The organism is Sinorhizobium arboris LMG 14919, assembly GCF_000427465.1.
GTDB lineage: Bacteria > Pseudomonadota > Alphaproteobacteria > Rhizobiales > Rhizobiaceae > Sinorhizobium > Sinorhizobium arboris.
Genome location: NZ_ATYB01000014.1, coordinates 786,677 through 801,941, shown reverse-complemented (window position 1 = coordinate 801,941; position 15,265 = coordinate 786,677). Strand labels below are relative to the sequence as shown.

8 protein-coding genes are annotated in these 15,265 nt (G+C 63.0%); 3 read left to right on the top strand and 5 right to left on the bottom strand.

The window, feature by feature from the left end; translation table 11 throughout:
* Positions 1 to 33 precede the first annotated feature (33 nt).
* Entirely contained in the window at positions 34 to 1,323 is a 1,290-nt protein-coding gene (locus tag SINAR_RS0114930) for an MFS transporter (RefSeq protein ID WP_027999851.1), read from the top strand.
* Between the two features lie 43 nt (positions 1,324 to 1,366).
* On the opposite strand, the gene SINAR_RS0114925 is transcribed toward SINAR_RS0114930, so the two are convergent.
* Positions 1,367 to 2,305, bottom strand: a complete 939-nt coding sequence (locus tag SINAR_RS0114925) for a DMT family transporter (protein ID WP_027999850.1) — start codon at positions 2,303 to 2,305, stop codon at positions 1,367 to 1,369.
* 425 nt (positions 2,306 to 2,730) lie between these two features.
* Here SINAR_RS0114925 and pepN point away from each other — a divergent pair, with 425 nt between their 5' ends.
* Positions 2,731 to 5,385, top strand: coding sequence for an aminopeptidase N (gene pepN, locus SINAR_RS0114920; protein ID WP_027999849.1), 2,655 nt, complete (start codon positions 2,731 to 2,733; stop codon positions 5,383 to 5,385).
* 567 nt (positions 5,386 to 5,952) lie between these two features.
* On the top strand, positions 5,953 to 8,280 hold the full coding sequence (locus tag SINAR_RS0114910; protein WP_027999848.1) for a PAS domain-containing sensor histidine kinase: 2,328 nt from the start codon (positions 5,953 to 5,955) through the stop codon (positions 8,278 to 8,280).
* A gap of 15 nt (positions 8,281 to 8,295) precedes the next feature.
* Here the strand turns inward: SINAR_RS0114910 and SINAR_RS0114905 are convergent, their stop codons facing one another.
* From SINAR_RS0114905 to SINAR_RS0114890, 4 genes are all read right to left on the bottom strand, one after another.
* The gene (locus tag SINAR_RS0114905) at positions 8,296 to 11,256 is read right to left on the bottom strand and encodes a bifunctional [glutamine synthetase] adenylyltransferase/[glutamine synthetase]-adenylyl-L-tyrosine phosphorylase (RefSeq protein WP_027999847.1); all 2,961 of its coding nucleotides are present in this window, start codon (positions 11,254 to 11,256) and stop codon (positions 8,296 to 8,298) included.
* 35 nt (positions 11,257 to 11,291) lie between these two features.
* Entirely contained in the window at positions 11,292 to 12,689 is a 1,398-nt protein-coding gene (locus SINAR_RS0114900) for a sensor histidine kinase (protein WP_027999846.1), read from the bottom strand.
* A complete protein-coding gene (locus tag SINAR_RS0114895) occupies positions 12,686 to 13,387 on the bottom strand; it encodes a response regulator transcription factor (protein ID WP_027999845.1) in 702 nt (233 codons plus the stop codon). The genes SINAR_RS0114900 and SINAR_RS0114895 overlap by 4 nt, the downstream gene beginning before the upstream one ends.
* A 148-nt stretch (positions 13,388 to 13,535) precedes the next feature.
* Positions 13,536 to 15,089 (bottom strand): Do family serine endopeptidase, encoded by a 1,554-nt coding sequence (locus tag SINAR_RS0114890; protein WP_027999844.1) that lies wholly within the window; start codon positions 15,087 to 15,089, stop codon positions 13,536 to 13,538.
* Between the last annotated feature and the right edge of the window lie 176 nt (positions 15,090 to 15,265).

The following is a 15,265-nucleotide window of genomic DNA, read 5'->3' as shown; positions in this document are numbered from 1 at the left end:
CAAGCCGCTCCTTTCCCCTCTCCAGGAGCGCCGATGCTGGCGAATTTCGCTTCCGTGTTCAGCCTGATGCTGTCCACCTTTCTGATGATGGTGGCCTTCGGGCTGCAGAGCTATGTCATACCGGTACGCTCGGTGACGGAAAGCTGGTCGACCCTCACGATCTCGATCTTTGCGACGGGCTACACGCTGGGCTTCACGCTTTCCTGCATCGTCACGCCGAAATTCGTCCTGCGCGTCGGCCATGTCCGCGTCTTCACTGCGCTCATAACGCTGCTGTCCATCGCGATCCTGATGTGCGGGCTCATCGTCGACTGGCGCGCCTGGATCGGCTTCCGTGCCGTCTCCGGCTTTGCGATTGCCGGAAGTTACCTGGTCGTGGAGAGCTGGTTGAACGAGCGGGTGACGAACGAGAATCGCGGCCTGCTCTTCTCCCTTTATCTCATAACCACCATGGTCGGCACGATCGGCGGGCAGTACCTGGTGCCGCTCGGCGATCCGAGCAACACCTCGCTGTTCATCCTCTGCGGTGTCCTCTTCTCGCTCGCCCTGCTGCCGACCGCCCTCTCCTCCTCGCCGATGCCGGCACCGCCGGCACGGGCAAACTTCGACATCCCCGCACTCTACCGCCGCTCGCCCGTCGCCGTCGTCGGCGGCTTTCTCGCCGGCGCGCTCTCCGGCGCCTGGCTCAATCTCGGCGGCGTCTTCACCCAGAAGATCGGCCTCTCGACCGGCGAGGGAGCGACACTCCTCGCGTCGCTTCTGGCCGGCAGCGCAATCTCCCAGGTCCCGATCGGCCGCGCCTCCGACCGGATGGACCGGCGCATCGTCATGGTTGCCTGCGGCATCGCCGGTGTTGTGTCATGCCTAGCCATGTCCCTGGCGATCGCAAGCAGCCCGCCGGTGCTCTACGGCCTTGCCGCCTGCATCGGCACCGTCCTCTTTCCGATCTATGCGCTGAACGTCGCGCATGCCAACGACCTGGCGCGCCCCGACGAATATGTGGAAGTTTCATCCGGCCTGATGATCACCTACGGTCTCGGCACGATCTCCGGCCCGCTGATGGTGGGGCCGCTCATGGATCGCTTCGGCCCCGTCGCATTGTTTGTCGTGCTGGCTGTCTATTTTGCGCTCTACGCCGGCTATGCGGCATGGCGCATTCTCCAGCGCCAGCAGCACGAGGGCCTCGTTGCGAAAACCGATTTCCAGGTGACGACGGTGCTGCCCACACCCGGTCCCGACGTCACCAGTCCGCTCGCACATCAGGACGCAGGCGAGATCATCGAGGACGATACCGTTCCCGCCTGGGAGCAAGAAACGTCCTGACTCTTTGAAGCGACGGCCGCTGTGCACTCCTCGAGCGGCATGCCTATCCCTGCGGCGTCACGTGCTTGCGCGCGCCCTTTCGCTCCAGTCCCAGCTGGTGCTCCCGGTAGATGATGAAGATGCCCGCGCCCACGACGATCGCCGTCCCGGCCAGCATGGTTGCGGTCGGCACATCGCCGAAGAGGAAGTAGCCCAAAACGATGCCGAGCACGATCGACGTGTACTCGAAGGGGGCGATCGTCGACATATCGGCGTGGCGATAGCTCTCCGTTAGCAGTATCTGCCCGACACCGCCGCAAAAGCCCGCGATCATCAGGAGAAGGAAGGCCCGCCAGGAGAGTTCGGACCAGCCGAACGGCAGCGTCGCAAGCGAGAACACTGCGGCCGAAAGGGAGAAATAGAGGACGATCGTGTGGGTGCGCTCCTTCTGCACGAGCTTGCGCACGAGCACCATCGCCGTTGCCCCGAGCGCCGCCGAAAGCAGCACCGCGACCGCGCCCATCGCTTCGGTCGATCCGAAGCCGCTCTGGTTGAAGAGCGTGAGGCGCGGCCAAGTGATGATAAACACGCCGACGAGCCCGATGACCACCGCAGACCAGCGATAGAGCCGCACCATCTCGCCCAGAAAGATGGCCGCGAAGGCCACGGCGAGCAGCGGCATGGCATAGCCGATCGCGATCGCCTCCGGCAGGGGCAGGTGGACGAGACCGTAAAAGCCGCAGCTCATGGCGAGGATGCCGACGAAACCGCGCGCCAGGTGTCCCGTGACATTCGCCGTCCTGAACGCGTCCCGCAATGCGCCGCGGCAGGCGAGGAATCCAAGGATCGGCACCATCGCGAAAGCCGAGCGGTAGAAGGTGATCTGGCCGGTCGCGATGCCGTCGCCTGCAGCCTTGATACAGGTCGACATGCACACGAAGACGACCACGGAGAGCACTTTGAGCGCAATCCCCTTCATCGGGCTCGGAGCGTCCGCATCCATGAAACGTAGCTTTTCAAACTGGCATCGGCGAACCGATTGGAAGGGAAACGGAGGTGGGAGGACGCGGCGGTAAAGCCGCGTAGGAATACGTCACCTTAGCCGTGCTTGCGCAGGATGTTGGATCAAATTTCGTGATGGAGTTGGTTTTTTCGTGATGAATTCACCCGCATGTGCGAAGCTCGCAAGGGGAGCGAGATGGCCCGGCAGTTTGTTTAGCAAGAACGAAAAAATCGCCATCGATTCAGTTCTTGTTAGTGCTGCTGCGATAAATCTCCGGTCAATAACAGGCGGGACGGGCCCTGCATTTTTGCTGCCAGACGTGCCGTCGCCGGCATCACATCGTGCAGAATCTCGGATCTTGGCTTTTCACCATCATGAGCGCCCTCTAGAAGGCGAAGAGCAAGAAGGCGCAAGCAGGACTGACCATGCGGACAAACACTGGCCAGATCGTTCATCTGGAAAACTACCGGCCGACCGATTTCGTTCTCGAGAGGGTGGACCTGACTTTCGAACTCGATCCGCGGGAGACGAAGGTCGAGGCGCGCATGATCTTCCATCGCCGCCAAGGCGTCGCCCCTTCGGCACCGCTCGTTCTCGACGGCGACGAGCTCGTCATGACCGGCCTGCTGCTCGATCAGGAAGCGATACCCGGCACGCTCTATGAAGCGACGGACGACACGCTTACCATTCGCGGACTGCCGGAAGCCGCCCCCTTCGAGATCACTGTCACGACGGCCCTGTCTCCGGAAGCCAACACCAAGCTGATGGGCCTCTATCGCACCAGTAACGTCTACTGCACCCAGTGCGAAGCGGAAGGTTTCCGTCGCATCACCTACTTCCCGGATCGTCCCGACGTGCTGGCGGTCTATACCGTCAACATCATCGCCGACAAGGCTGCCGCACCGCTTCTGCTTTCGAACGGCAACTATCTCGGCGGCGCCGACATGGGCGACGGCCGTCATTTCGCCTCCTGGTTCGATCCGCATCCCAAACCGAGCTATCTCTTCGCGCTCGTTGCCGGCGATCTCGGGGTAGTCGAGGACACGTTCACCACCGCTTCCGGCCGGGACGTCGTCCTCAAAATCTATGTCGAACACGGCAAAGAGCCGCGCGCCGCCTACGCCATGGATGCGCTGAAGCGGTCGATGAGATGGGATGAGCAGGTCTTCGGCCGCGAGTACGATCTCGACATCTTCATGATCGTCGCAGTCTCCGATTTCAACATGGGCGCCATGGAGAACAAGGGGCTCAACATCTTCAACGATAAATATGTGCTCGCCGATCCGGAAACGGCGACCGATGCGGACTATGCCAATATCGAGGCGATCATCGCCCACGAATATTTCCACAACTGGACCGGCAACCGCATCACCTGCCGCGACTGGTTTCAGCTCTGCCTGAAGGAAGGCCTGACCGTCTATCGCGACCACGAATTTTCCGCCGACATGCGTTCGCGCGCCGTGAAGCGTATCGCCGAGGTGCGGCATTTGAAATCCGAGCAATTCCCCGAGGATACCGGCCCCCTCGCCCACCCCGTACGCCCGACGCAATACAGAGAAATCAACAACTTCTACACGACCACGGTTTATGAGAAGGGATCCGAGGTCACGCGGATGATCGCGACGGTGCTCGGCCGCGACCTCTTCAAGAAGGGCATGGACCTCTACTTCGAGCGTCACGACGGCCAAGCGGTGACGATCGAGGACTTCGTCGCCTGTTTCGAGACCGCAAGCGGTCGAGACCTCAAGCAGTTCTCGCTCTGGTATCATCAGGCCGGAACGCCGCTCGTCACCGCTTCGGGCACCTATGACGCCTCCAAGCAGACATACACGCTGTCGCTGGAGCAGACCGTTCCGCCGACGCCGGGGCAGAGCAGCAAGGCGCCGATGCATATTCCGCTCCGCTTCGGACTGTTGCTTCCGGACGGAAGCGAGGCAAAGCCCTCGGCCGTCTCCGGCGCGGAGATCGCCGGCGACGTACTGCACCTGACCGAGCGCAAGCAGACCGTCACCTTTTCCGGCATTCCATCCGAGCCGGTCCCCTCCTTCAACCGCGGTTTCTCCGCGCCTGTCAATCTGCACGTGGCGCAGAGCGCCGAGGATCGCGCGCTGATTGCGCGCCACGAGACCGACCTCTTCGCACGTTGGCAGGCGCTGAACACGATGGCCCTCGACAATCTCGTCACGGCGGCGGCACAGGCGCGTGCCGGCCAGCCCGTTGCCTGTGACGATGCGCTTGTCGATGCCCTGCTTGCCGCGGCCGCCGACGACCGGCTTGAGCCGGCGTTCCGGTCGCAAGTGCTTTCGCTGCCCAGCGAAACCGACATAGGCCGCGAAATCGGCGGCAACAACGATCCGGATGCCATTCATTCCGGGCGCCAGGCTGTCCTGGCCGCCATCGCCCAGGCCGGCAAAGATACTTTTGCGCGACTGGTGAACGAGATGTCCCTGTCCGGTCCGTTCCGTCCGGACGCCGAGAGCGCCGGACGGCGGGCCCTGCGCAATTCGGGGCTTACCTATCTCGTCTATGCCGACGGGAGCCCGCAAAAAGCCGCTGACGCGTTTCGCTCCGCCAACAACATGACCGATCTCAGCCACGCGCTGACGCTTCTTGCGCACCGGTTTCCGGAGGCCGAGGCGACAGCTGACGCCCTGGCGGCGTTCAAGAAGCGCTTTGCCGACAACGCGCTGGTCATCGACAAGTGGTTCGCCATTCAGGCGACGATCCCAGGGCCGTCGACGCTCGACCGCGTTCGGGGGCTGATGTCGGATCCGCTCTTCAACGCCAGCAATCCGAACCGCGTTCGTTCGCTGGTCGGCACATTCGCCTTCGCGAATGCCACCGGCTTCAACCGCCTCGACGGTGAAGGCTATCGTTTCCTTGCCCGACAGATTCTCGACATCGATGCGCGCAACCCGCAGCTTGCGGCGCGTATTCTTACGTCGATGCGTTCCTGGCGGTCGCTTGAAAGTACCCGGGCCGGCCACGCCTGCAGCGCGCTCGAAGAGGTCGCGCGCGCCTCCAACCTTTCCGCCGATGTGAGCGACATCGTCGATCGCATGCTCAAGGACGAGCACTGACGAGCACCGGCCCGCGGCTTGTTTGATCTCCTCGTCCCTGTGCTTGTCACAGGGCGAGGAGAGATTGCAGTCCTCCGATACGCTTCCTAAAGCGCCGCGCTTCTTATTGGACGCGGCCGCTTAAGCACTTCGATCTGCTGCATGTTTTTGTCCTTTGGTCGGCAACGATTCAAAGGAAACAGGCAGCAGGCTGCGCAGCCGAGTCGGCCCTCAAGGAGTTCAAGCGCATCGCGCCATGCGCGCCGACAAAACCGACCGGAGCTTCAACGCCGATATCCATCCCGCCCATCGGTCGTCATGGACTCCGGACGAGTCTCAACAGGCTCCAGCAGTCCGGCTATCATTTCCCAACGATGAGATATGGTTAACAAATCTTTACCATTACCTCTGGACAAGGCGAATCGCCCTGTGATTCATTGAGTCAGATTCGGGCGAGCGGCGCGCCGAATCACTGAATCGCCCGCTTCCGGGAAACCGCTGAAGACGGGGTCGACGTTTCAGACTGAGAAGAATCAAGGCGTTCCCTGCAGCATTATCGAGTGCGGAACGCTTCTCGAGGACGACAAATTGGAAAAGATGGCGGACGCGCGACGGGGAAGCGCAGCCGAGGGGCGGTTGCGACTCAAGTTTCCGGGCTTTTCGGGCCTCGAACGAGAGTTCATCGAGCAGGCGAAGATCTTTGCCGAACCGGCATCGCGGAAGCTCGCCATGGCCGAGCCAATGCTCAAACGGTCCATCCCGATCCTCATCATCGCTTTTCTGCTCATCGTGGCAATCTCACGGATGTCGGGCATCATGGACGAGCACGCCCGCATGGAGGCCTCCTCCCGCCGATCGGTCAGCCTTGCGGCGGCGGCGGCAGCCGGTGCATTCCAGACCGACGGAGCGGAACTCTTCGCCGATGGCCGCCGCTGGGAGGTCGAACGGCGGCTCACCGAATTTCTGCCCGCCGACATTCTGGATGCCGGGATTTTCCTGCTGACGGTCCGCAGAGACGGCCGCGTATTTGCCGGCACACAGGATGGCGTCCATCTCATCGGACGCACACTCTCCGCAATCGCTCCCGAGGTCGCCACGCTGCAGTATTACGGCGAGGGCGCCAGCATCGTGAAAGCCTCGATCGACGGCATCGAGCATTTCATTGCCCTCCGGCAATTGCCGGATTCCGGCGGCGCCGTTCTGGCGGCAACGTCGACCGCCCGATTCGAGGCGGCCTGGCGCGACGAAATCTCGCTCAACGTCACGCTGTTTGCCGGTGTTTCGGCGATCCTGATGGTCGTCCTGTATGCCTACTACATCCAGGCAAAGCGTGCCCGCGATGCCGATGCGGTCTTTGCCGAATCGAACCTGCGCGTCGAAACGGCCCTCTCCCGCGGACGCTGCGGCCTCTGGGACTTCGACCTCGACAACAGGCGGCTCTTCTGGTCCCGCTCGATGTACGAGATGCTCGGCATGCCGGGCGACGCGAGCGTGCTGTCGTTCGGCGATGCCGCCCGTCTCATGCATGTCGAGGATCGGGGCATATACCGGGTCGCGCGGGCGATCGCCAAGGGCAACGAGCGCCAGATCGATCAGGTGTTCCGCATGCGCCATGCCGATGGTCACTTCGTATGGCTTCGAGCACGCGCCCAGGTGATCCGCACCGTATCCGGCCGGACGCATCTCATCGGCATTGCGATGGACGTGACCGAACAGCACAGGCTTGCCCAGCGTTACGCCGAGGCCGATCAGCGCCTCGCGGATGCGATCGAGTGTACCTCTGAAGCTTTCGTGCTTTGGGACAAGCACGATCGCCTGGTGATGTGCAACACCCACTATCAGCAAGCCTGGCAATTGCCCGACCACGTGCTGGTGCCCGGCACCGAACGCACGACCGTCCATGCAGCAGCGGCAAGGCCGGTTGTCGAACGGCGCGTCGCCGATCCGGACCGAAGCAACCAGTCGCAGACGACCGAAGTGCAGCTTGCCGACGAACGCTGGCTGCAGATCAACGAGCGGCGCACGCGCGACGGCGGCCTCGTTTCGGTCGGCACGGACATCACGCTGCTCAAGCGGCATCAGGTGCGTCTGCGCGAATCCGAGCGGCGGCTGATGGCGACCATCGGCGACCTCTCTGCCTCGCGCGTAACACTTGAGCAGCAGAAGGCCGAACTCTCCGTCGCAAACGCGAACTATCAGGCGGAGAAAGAACGCGCCGAGGCGGCGAACCGGGCCAAGTCCGAATTCCTCGCCAACATGTCACACGAGCTGCGCACACCGCTGAACGCCATTCTAGGCTTCTCGGAAATCCTGCAGGACCAGATGTTCGGCCCGCTCGGCTCGGAGAAGTACCACGAATATTCACGCGATATTTTCGAAAGCGGCAAGCATCTGCTCAACGTCATCAACGACATACTCGACATGTCGAAGATCGAGGCCGGCCATATGCGCATCACGCGCGAGAGGATCGACCTCGCTCCGCTGATCGAGGAGACGCTTCGTTTCACCACAATTCCGGCAGAGCGAAAGAACATCCGCGTGGTCCAGCAGATATCCTCGGGCCTGACGATGTTCGCCGATCGGCGCGCGATGAAGCAGGTTCTGCTCAATCTCCTCTCCAATGCTGTCAAGTTCACCAATGAAGGCGGACGCATCTCCTTGCGGGCGCGTAAAGTGAGGGGCGCGGTCACGCTGACGATCGCGGATTCCGGCATCGGTATTCCAAAGGACGCGTTGCAGAAGATCGGTCAGCCCTTCGAACAGGTGCAGAGCCAATATGCCAAGAGCAAGGGCGGCTCCGGGCTCGGACTCGCCATCTCGCGCTCGCTGACGCGGCTCCACGGCGGGACCATGAAGATCCATTCGGCGGAAAATGTCGGGACCATCATCTCGGTCAGGATTCCCGACCGGGCCTGACCCCGCCACGCCCGCTTACGCTGCAGCGATAACCGCCTGGAAGATCCGGCGCACGGCCTTCGAGAGACGACGAATATCGGCCTCGAGATGCGTCAGGTCCGGATAGTCGCCGGCACGGCAGACGAGATCCACGAGGCCGGCCGGCGCTTCCCTCGGGTCGAAGTCGCCATCGATGCAGAGGCGCACGAGCTGCGATAGCTCCGTGAACAGCACAAGCGCTTCGGCGGCCGTATCGAGGTCGTTCGCATGCATCATGCCGGCACCAAGCGTCTTCAGCGCCTCGAGCGTCTGCGTACCGGCAGCAGGCGGCGTCACTCCCTTCGCCGGCGCGACCAGGGCGAGGTACTGGGCGATGAACTCGATATCGACCAGGCCGCCGGGAATGAGCTTGAAGTCCCAGATATCCTTCGGCGGCTTCTCCTTGTCGATCAGGCCGCGCATCTCCGCGACATCCATACGGATCTTTGCGATATCCCGCTTTTCAGAGAGGACCTCGGCAAAGATCGCCTCCGCTTCGCCGACGAGACTCTCATCGCCGCAGATGCAGCGCGCCCGAGTCAGCGCCAGATGCTCCCAGGTCCAGGCTTCCGTTCGCTGATACTTGGCGAAAGCGGTTATGCGCGTCGCAACCGGCCCCTTGTTGCCGGAGGGTCGCAGCCGCATGTCCACGTCGTAGAGGATGCCCTCTGCGGTCGGCGCCGACAGCGCGGCGATCAGCCGTTGTGTTACCCGCGTAAAATAGCGAACCGGATCGAGCGGCTTTGCGCCATCGGACTCCAGCACTTTGTCGTCGTAGTCATAGAGCAGGATGAGGTCGATGTCGGAACCGGCGGTCAATTCGTGGCTGCCGAGCTTGCCCATTCCGACGATTGCGACCCGGCCGCCGGGGAAATGGCCATGCGCCGACCGGACCTCCTCCAGGACCGCGTCGAGCGCCGCGGCGATGATCAGATCGGCGAGATCGGTGAGAGCCCGTCCCGCCTGCAGGCCGGTGATGGCTCCCGTGAGGAGCCGGATGCCGATCAGGAAGCGCTGCTCGGCGGCGATGATGCGCAAGCGATCCAGCACCTCCTCATAATGCCGTCCTCCGGCGACGAAATTGGCGATACGCGGCGCCAGATAGTCCCTCGTCGGCAGTTCCGCAAGCAGCCCCGGTTCGAGCATGCCGTCGAAGACGTGCGGTTTGGCGGCGATGATGTCCGCCAGACGCGGGGCCGACGACATGATATTGACGATCAGCGACAGGAGGCCGGGATTGTTGCCGAGCAGGGAGAAAAGCTGGATCCCGGCGGGCAGCCCCGAGAGGAAGTGGTCGAAACGCAGAAACGCTTCATCCGCCCGTCGGCTTTCACCGAAGACGCGCAGGAGTTCCGGCGTCAGTTCCGTAAGCCGCTCGCGCGCTTCGACCGACTGTGTTGCGCGATAGCGCCCGTAGTGCCAGGTGCGGATGGTGCGGGCGATGTCGGACGGCCGCTGGAAGCCCAGTTTCTTCAGCGTTTCAAGCGTATCCGGATCGTCCTGTTGGCCGGTGAAGACCAGATTCCCCGTCTCGGTGGATAGCTTCACCTCCTGCTCGAAGAGTTGCGCATAGCGCCGCTCGACCGTGCGCAGCACACCCGACAGAGCATTCGAGAAGGATGCCGTATCCTCGAAGCCGAGCATATAGGCGATCCGCTTGAGTTCCGCTTCGGTCTCCGGAAGGAGATGCGTCTGCTCGTCATGCACCATCTGGATGCGATGCTCGACGTCGCGCAGGAACCAGTAAGCCTCGATCAGTTCCTCGGCGGACGCCCCGTCGATCCAGCCGCTCTCGGCGAGCGTCCGCAGCATCGTTTCCGTTTCGCGAAGCCGCAGCGCGGGCGTGCGGCCGCCGGCGATCAGCTGCTGTGTTTGCACGAAGAACTCGATCTCGCGGATGCCGCCGCGCCCGAGCTTGATGTTGTGACCCTTCACGGCGATTTCCCCGTGCCCCTTATGGGCGTGGATCTGCCGCTTGATCGAGTGAATGTCGGCGATCGCCGCATAGTCGAGATATTTGCGAAAGACGAAGGGCGTCAGTTCCTTGAGGAAGCGTTCGCCGGCCTCGATATCGCCCGCGATCGGCCGCGCCTTGATGAAAGCAGCCCGTTCCCAGTTCTGCCCCCTGCTCTCGTAATAGAGCATTGCCGCCTCGACTGGGATGGCGAGCGGCGTCGAGCCCGGGTCGGGCCTAAGCCGCAGGTCCGTGCGGAAGACATATCCTTCGCCGGTTCTCTCCTGCAGGATGCGGATCAAGCGCCTCAACAGCCGGGCGAAGGTTTCCGGGGCATCGTCCCGCTCCACGATGACGCCCGACTGCGCATCGTAGAAGACGACGAGGTCGATATCGGACGAATAGTTGAGTTCGCCTGCGCCGAGCTTGCCCATGCCGAGCACGACGACGCCCGAGGCGGAGGACGGCGCGGAACTGTCCTTCAACGCCAACTTGCCGCTTTCATGCGCGCCGAGCAGCAGGTGATCGATGGCGGCCGACACGGCCGCCTCTGCAAAATCGCTGAGCCACCGTGTCGTCTCCCGGCCGCGGAAGAGGCGCGAAAGATCCGCAAGCGCGACGGCAAAGGCCACCTCCCGCTTCGCCCGCCTCAGCCGTGCCATGATCTCAGTGTCCGGCAGCGCCGTCCCAGGCGCTTCGGCCTGCCAGGCTCTCCGGGCGGCCTCGATCCTGCGCTTCAAGAACGCCGGCAGCGTTTCAGAAAGCAATGTTTCGAGGATCTCCGGATGGCTGCGCGCCGTATCCCGCAGGAACGGCGAGAGCGCGAAGGCGGCGACGAGAAAATCCTTGAGCGGCGCGTCCGATGCAACGAGCTTCGCGATGCGTTCGTTGCCTTTCGCCGCATCCTTGAGGACGGAAACGGCGGCCTTGGCATCCGCCTGGCTTGCCGGGCGGATCGGCACCACGTGGATATCCGACAAAGACCGCTCGATCGCTTCCGCCATGTACAACCTCTCCATCGGTTCCCGCTACGGGTTTATCAGCTTGCAACCGCCGGGAAAACCATGCGGACCGTAAGCCCCTGGCCGTCCTCCTCCGTCGCCGCCAGTTCCAGCGAACCGCGGTGCATCTCCATGACCGCCTCGACGAGCGACAGGCCGAGGCCCGTCCCCGGCTTCGACCGGCTTTCGTCCAGGCGAACGAAACGCTTGACGACCTCTCCGCGCATATTCTCGGGTATGCCGGGCCCATGGTCGGCAACGGTCAAGACGACGTGACGATCGCTTCTCGTCATTTCAACCCGTATCAACGGATCTTCGGCACCTTCCGCATATTTGATCGCATTGTCGATCAGGTTGCCCAACGCCTGGCTGATCAGTTCGCGATTGCCGGAAATCATCACTCCGGGCACGGCCTCCGCTTCGATGCGCATTTCCTTGTCTTCCGCCAGCGGCTCGTAGAGCTCTACGCAATCCGCCACGATCTGCGCCAGGTCGACCTCGCTCATCTCGGCGACGGCGGAACCCGCTTCGACACGGGAGATCATCAGAAGCGCGTTGAAGGTACGAATCAGTTGATCGGACTCGGCGATGATCTGTTCGAGGGCGCTGCTCTGATTGCCCCCTTCGGTATCGGCGAGCGCCGCCTCCGCCCTGTTGCGCAAGCGCGTCAGCGGCGTCTTGAGATCATGCGCTATGTTGTCCGAGACCTGTTTCAGTCCTTCGTTCAGCTTTTCGATGCGCCCGAGCATTGCATTCAGCGATTCCGAAAGCCGGTCGAATTCGTCGCCTGAGCCGCTTGTCGGCAAGCGCTGCGAGAGGTCGCCCGCCATGATCTTGGTGCTGGCCTCCGACATCCGGTCGATGCGGCGCAGAGCATTGCGGCCGATGCCGAACCAGATGACCAGCGCGCCGAGCCCCATGATGCCAAGCGCGACCATCAGTGCCTGACGGACAAGCACGCGGAACTTCTCGGGCTCCTGCAGGTCACGGCCGACGAGTATCCTCAGACCGTTGTCGAGCACCAGGACCTGGGCAAGGGCGACGTGCCTGTCGGTACGGCTCTCGTCGGTGAAGCGCCGATAGCGGAACGGCTCCGATTTCCAGCCCTCGTCGTCGAGGAGCCCGGGCTCGAGTGCCGCCACATTGCCGGCGAGAATTTCGCCGTTCGGCCCCGCAATGACATAGAGATTCGCTCCCGGCTGACGTGCCCGGCGCTCCAGCGAACGAAGCAGCCCGTTGATTCCGGCGCGGTCGTAGACATCTGCGATCTGGGTTACCTCGCCAGCGATCGCGTCGCGCGTCTGCTGCTGCAGGAGACGCTCCGACATGCCGGTCACGTAGAAGACGAGAAAGGCGGCGCAAAGGGAGAACAGAATCAGATAGAGCGCAGAGAGCCTGACTGCGGTCGTCCTGAACAGCACACTGATCCTGCTCATGCGTCCGCAGCCCGGTCGTCCTTGATCATGTATCCGGCGCCGCGGATCGTTCTCAGCAACGGCCGGTCGAAGTCCTTTTCGATCTTCGAACGCAGCCGCGAAACATGCACGTCGATCACGTTGGTCTGAGGATCGAAATGATAGTCCCAGACGTTCTCGAGCAGCATGGTTCTCGTCACCACCTGCCCGGCATTCTTCATCAGATATTCGAGGAGCCGGAATTCGCGCGGCTGCAACGGGATCTCCTTGCCCTGCCGCCGGACGGAATGGGAAAGGCGATCGAGCTCGAGGTCGCCGACGCGATAGACCATGTCCTGCTCGGGTGCGCCCTTTCGCCGGCCGAGCACCTCGACGCGGGCGAGAAGCTCGCTGAAGGCGTAGGGCTTCGGCAGGTAATCGTCGCCGCCGGCGCGAAGGCCCGTGACGCGGTCGTCCACCTGGCCAAGTGCGGATAGAATGAGCACCGGCGTGTGGATGTCCTTGCGCCTCAATTCCGTGATCAGCGACAGGCCGTCGCGGCGGGGAAGCATGCGGTCGACGACAAGCACATCATAGGCATTCTCACTCGCCATGAACAAGCCGCTCTCACCGTCGCTCGCGTGATCGCAGACTATGCCTGCCTCGCGGAAGGCCTTGGCAAGATAGGCGGCGGCCTCGAGATCGTCTTCAACAATCAGAATCTTCATACGGGTGACCATAGTCCCGGACCTTTGTTCGTCTCAACCGGTTTCGGTTTGCTGTGGCTTGCGGGATTCGAAACACAAAGCGCCGCGACATGCGCTGGATGTCGCGGCGCTCTGAAGTCGGAGCGGGTTCGCAAAGTCCGCGCCCCCGCTCCACGGTGTCTCAGCTCTGAGCGATGGGAAGCGCGACGAAGCGGCTGCCTTCCTGGGCCTCGATCTGGAACAAAGCCTTGCTGCGCCCGTCCTTCTTGGCGTTGTTGATCACCTTAAGAACGTCGTCTGCCGACCTCACTTCCTGGTTGTTGACGGAGACGATCTTCTCGCCTTCCTTCAGGCCGCGATCGCCGGCGTCGGAGTCCGGATCGACGGATGCGATCGTGACGCCCTTGCCGTCGTCCGACGGCACCACCGTCAGGCCGAGGTCGGCCAGCGCCTCTTCGCCGGCCTGCCCTTCGTCGGGCTGCGCTTCACCGGTAGCCGGTGCCGTCTCCTTGGCATCGCTCGGCAGCGTGCCGATCTCGAGCTGGACCGTCTCGGACTTGCCGTCGCGCCACAGCGAAACCTCGGCGGTGGAACCGGGGCGCAAGGCCGCGACGCGCCGCGCAAGGTCGCGCGGATCCTTGATCGGCTCGCCATTCAGCGCCGTCACGACATCGCCGTTCTTGATGCCTGCCTTTTCACCCGGCGAACCTGCCTGCGGTTCGATGACGAGGGCGCCCTTCGCCTCGGAAAGGCCGAGCGACTCGGCGATATCCTTCGTCACCGGCTGGATCTGGACACCCAGCCAGCCACGCGAAACCGTGCCGTCCTTGATCAGGGCGTCCACGACGTCCTTCGCGACCGAGGCGGGAATTGCGAAGGCGATGCCGACATTGCCGCCGGAGGGCGAGAAGATGGCCGTGTTGATGCCGACGACCTCGCCTGACAGGTTGAAGGTCGGGCCGCCGGAATTGCCGCGGTTCACCGCTGCGTCGACCTGCAGGTAATCATCGTAGGGACCGGAGCCGATATCGCGACCCCGAGCGGAGATGATGCCCGCAGTCACCGTGCCGCCGAGGCCGAAGGGATTACCGACAGCCACGACCCAGTCACCGACGCGCACCTTTTCGTCGTCGGCGAAGGTGACGTGAGTGAACTTGCGCTTGTCATCGACCTTGAGCACGGCGAGGTCGGTCCGGCTGTCCTTGCCGACGAGCTTGGCGTCGAGCTCGGTTCCGTCGTTCATGATAACGGTAAAGGCCGAGCCGTCGGAAACGACGTGGTTATTGGTGACCAGGTAGCCATCCTCGGTGATGAAGAAGCCGGAGCCTTGCGCACGCGGACGGAGACGACCTTCACCGCGGGGACCGCGGCGGTCGCGCCAGCGATCGGCACGATCGTTTTCACGCGGAGCGAATTCGCGGAAGAAGCGCCGCAGCGGATGGTCTTCCGGCAGATCTTCGAATCCGCGGCCGCCGAAATCGAAGGTGAAGTTGCTTTCGTCGTCGCTGACGCGCTCACGCGCCTGCACGCGGACGGAGACGACCGCCGGCGAAACGGCGTCGACCACATTGGCGAAACTCGGAACGGCCGGGGCCTGCACTCTCACGGCTTCGGCGAAGGACTGCGCGACTTCGGCCGGCAGGCCGGTCGTCAGCAGCACGGCTGCGAGGCCGGCAACCGTCGTAGTCTTCAGCACAGTCTTCAAGGAGGGACGGGGAGCTTTGAACGTAGACATTCGTTTTGCCTTCTCTCTTTCATGAAGCCCGCCTGCGCGGCAGGCTACGAACCTTTTCCCCGAGCCGGGTCCAACGGCCTCACCGCCGGAGACCCGCTCGTATGGCTGTGACTGGAGGAAACAGCCCGTGCCGTAAGATGTAACGGGCGGGACATTACTGAGTTCTGTCCGGCGGA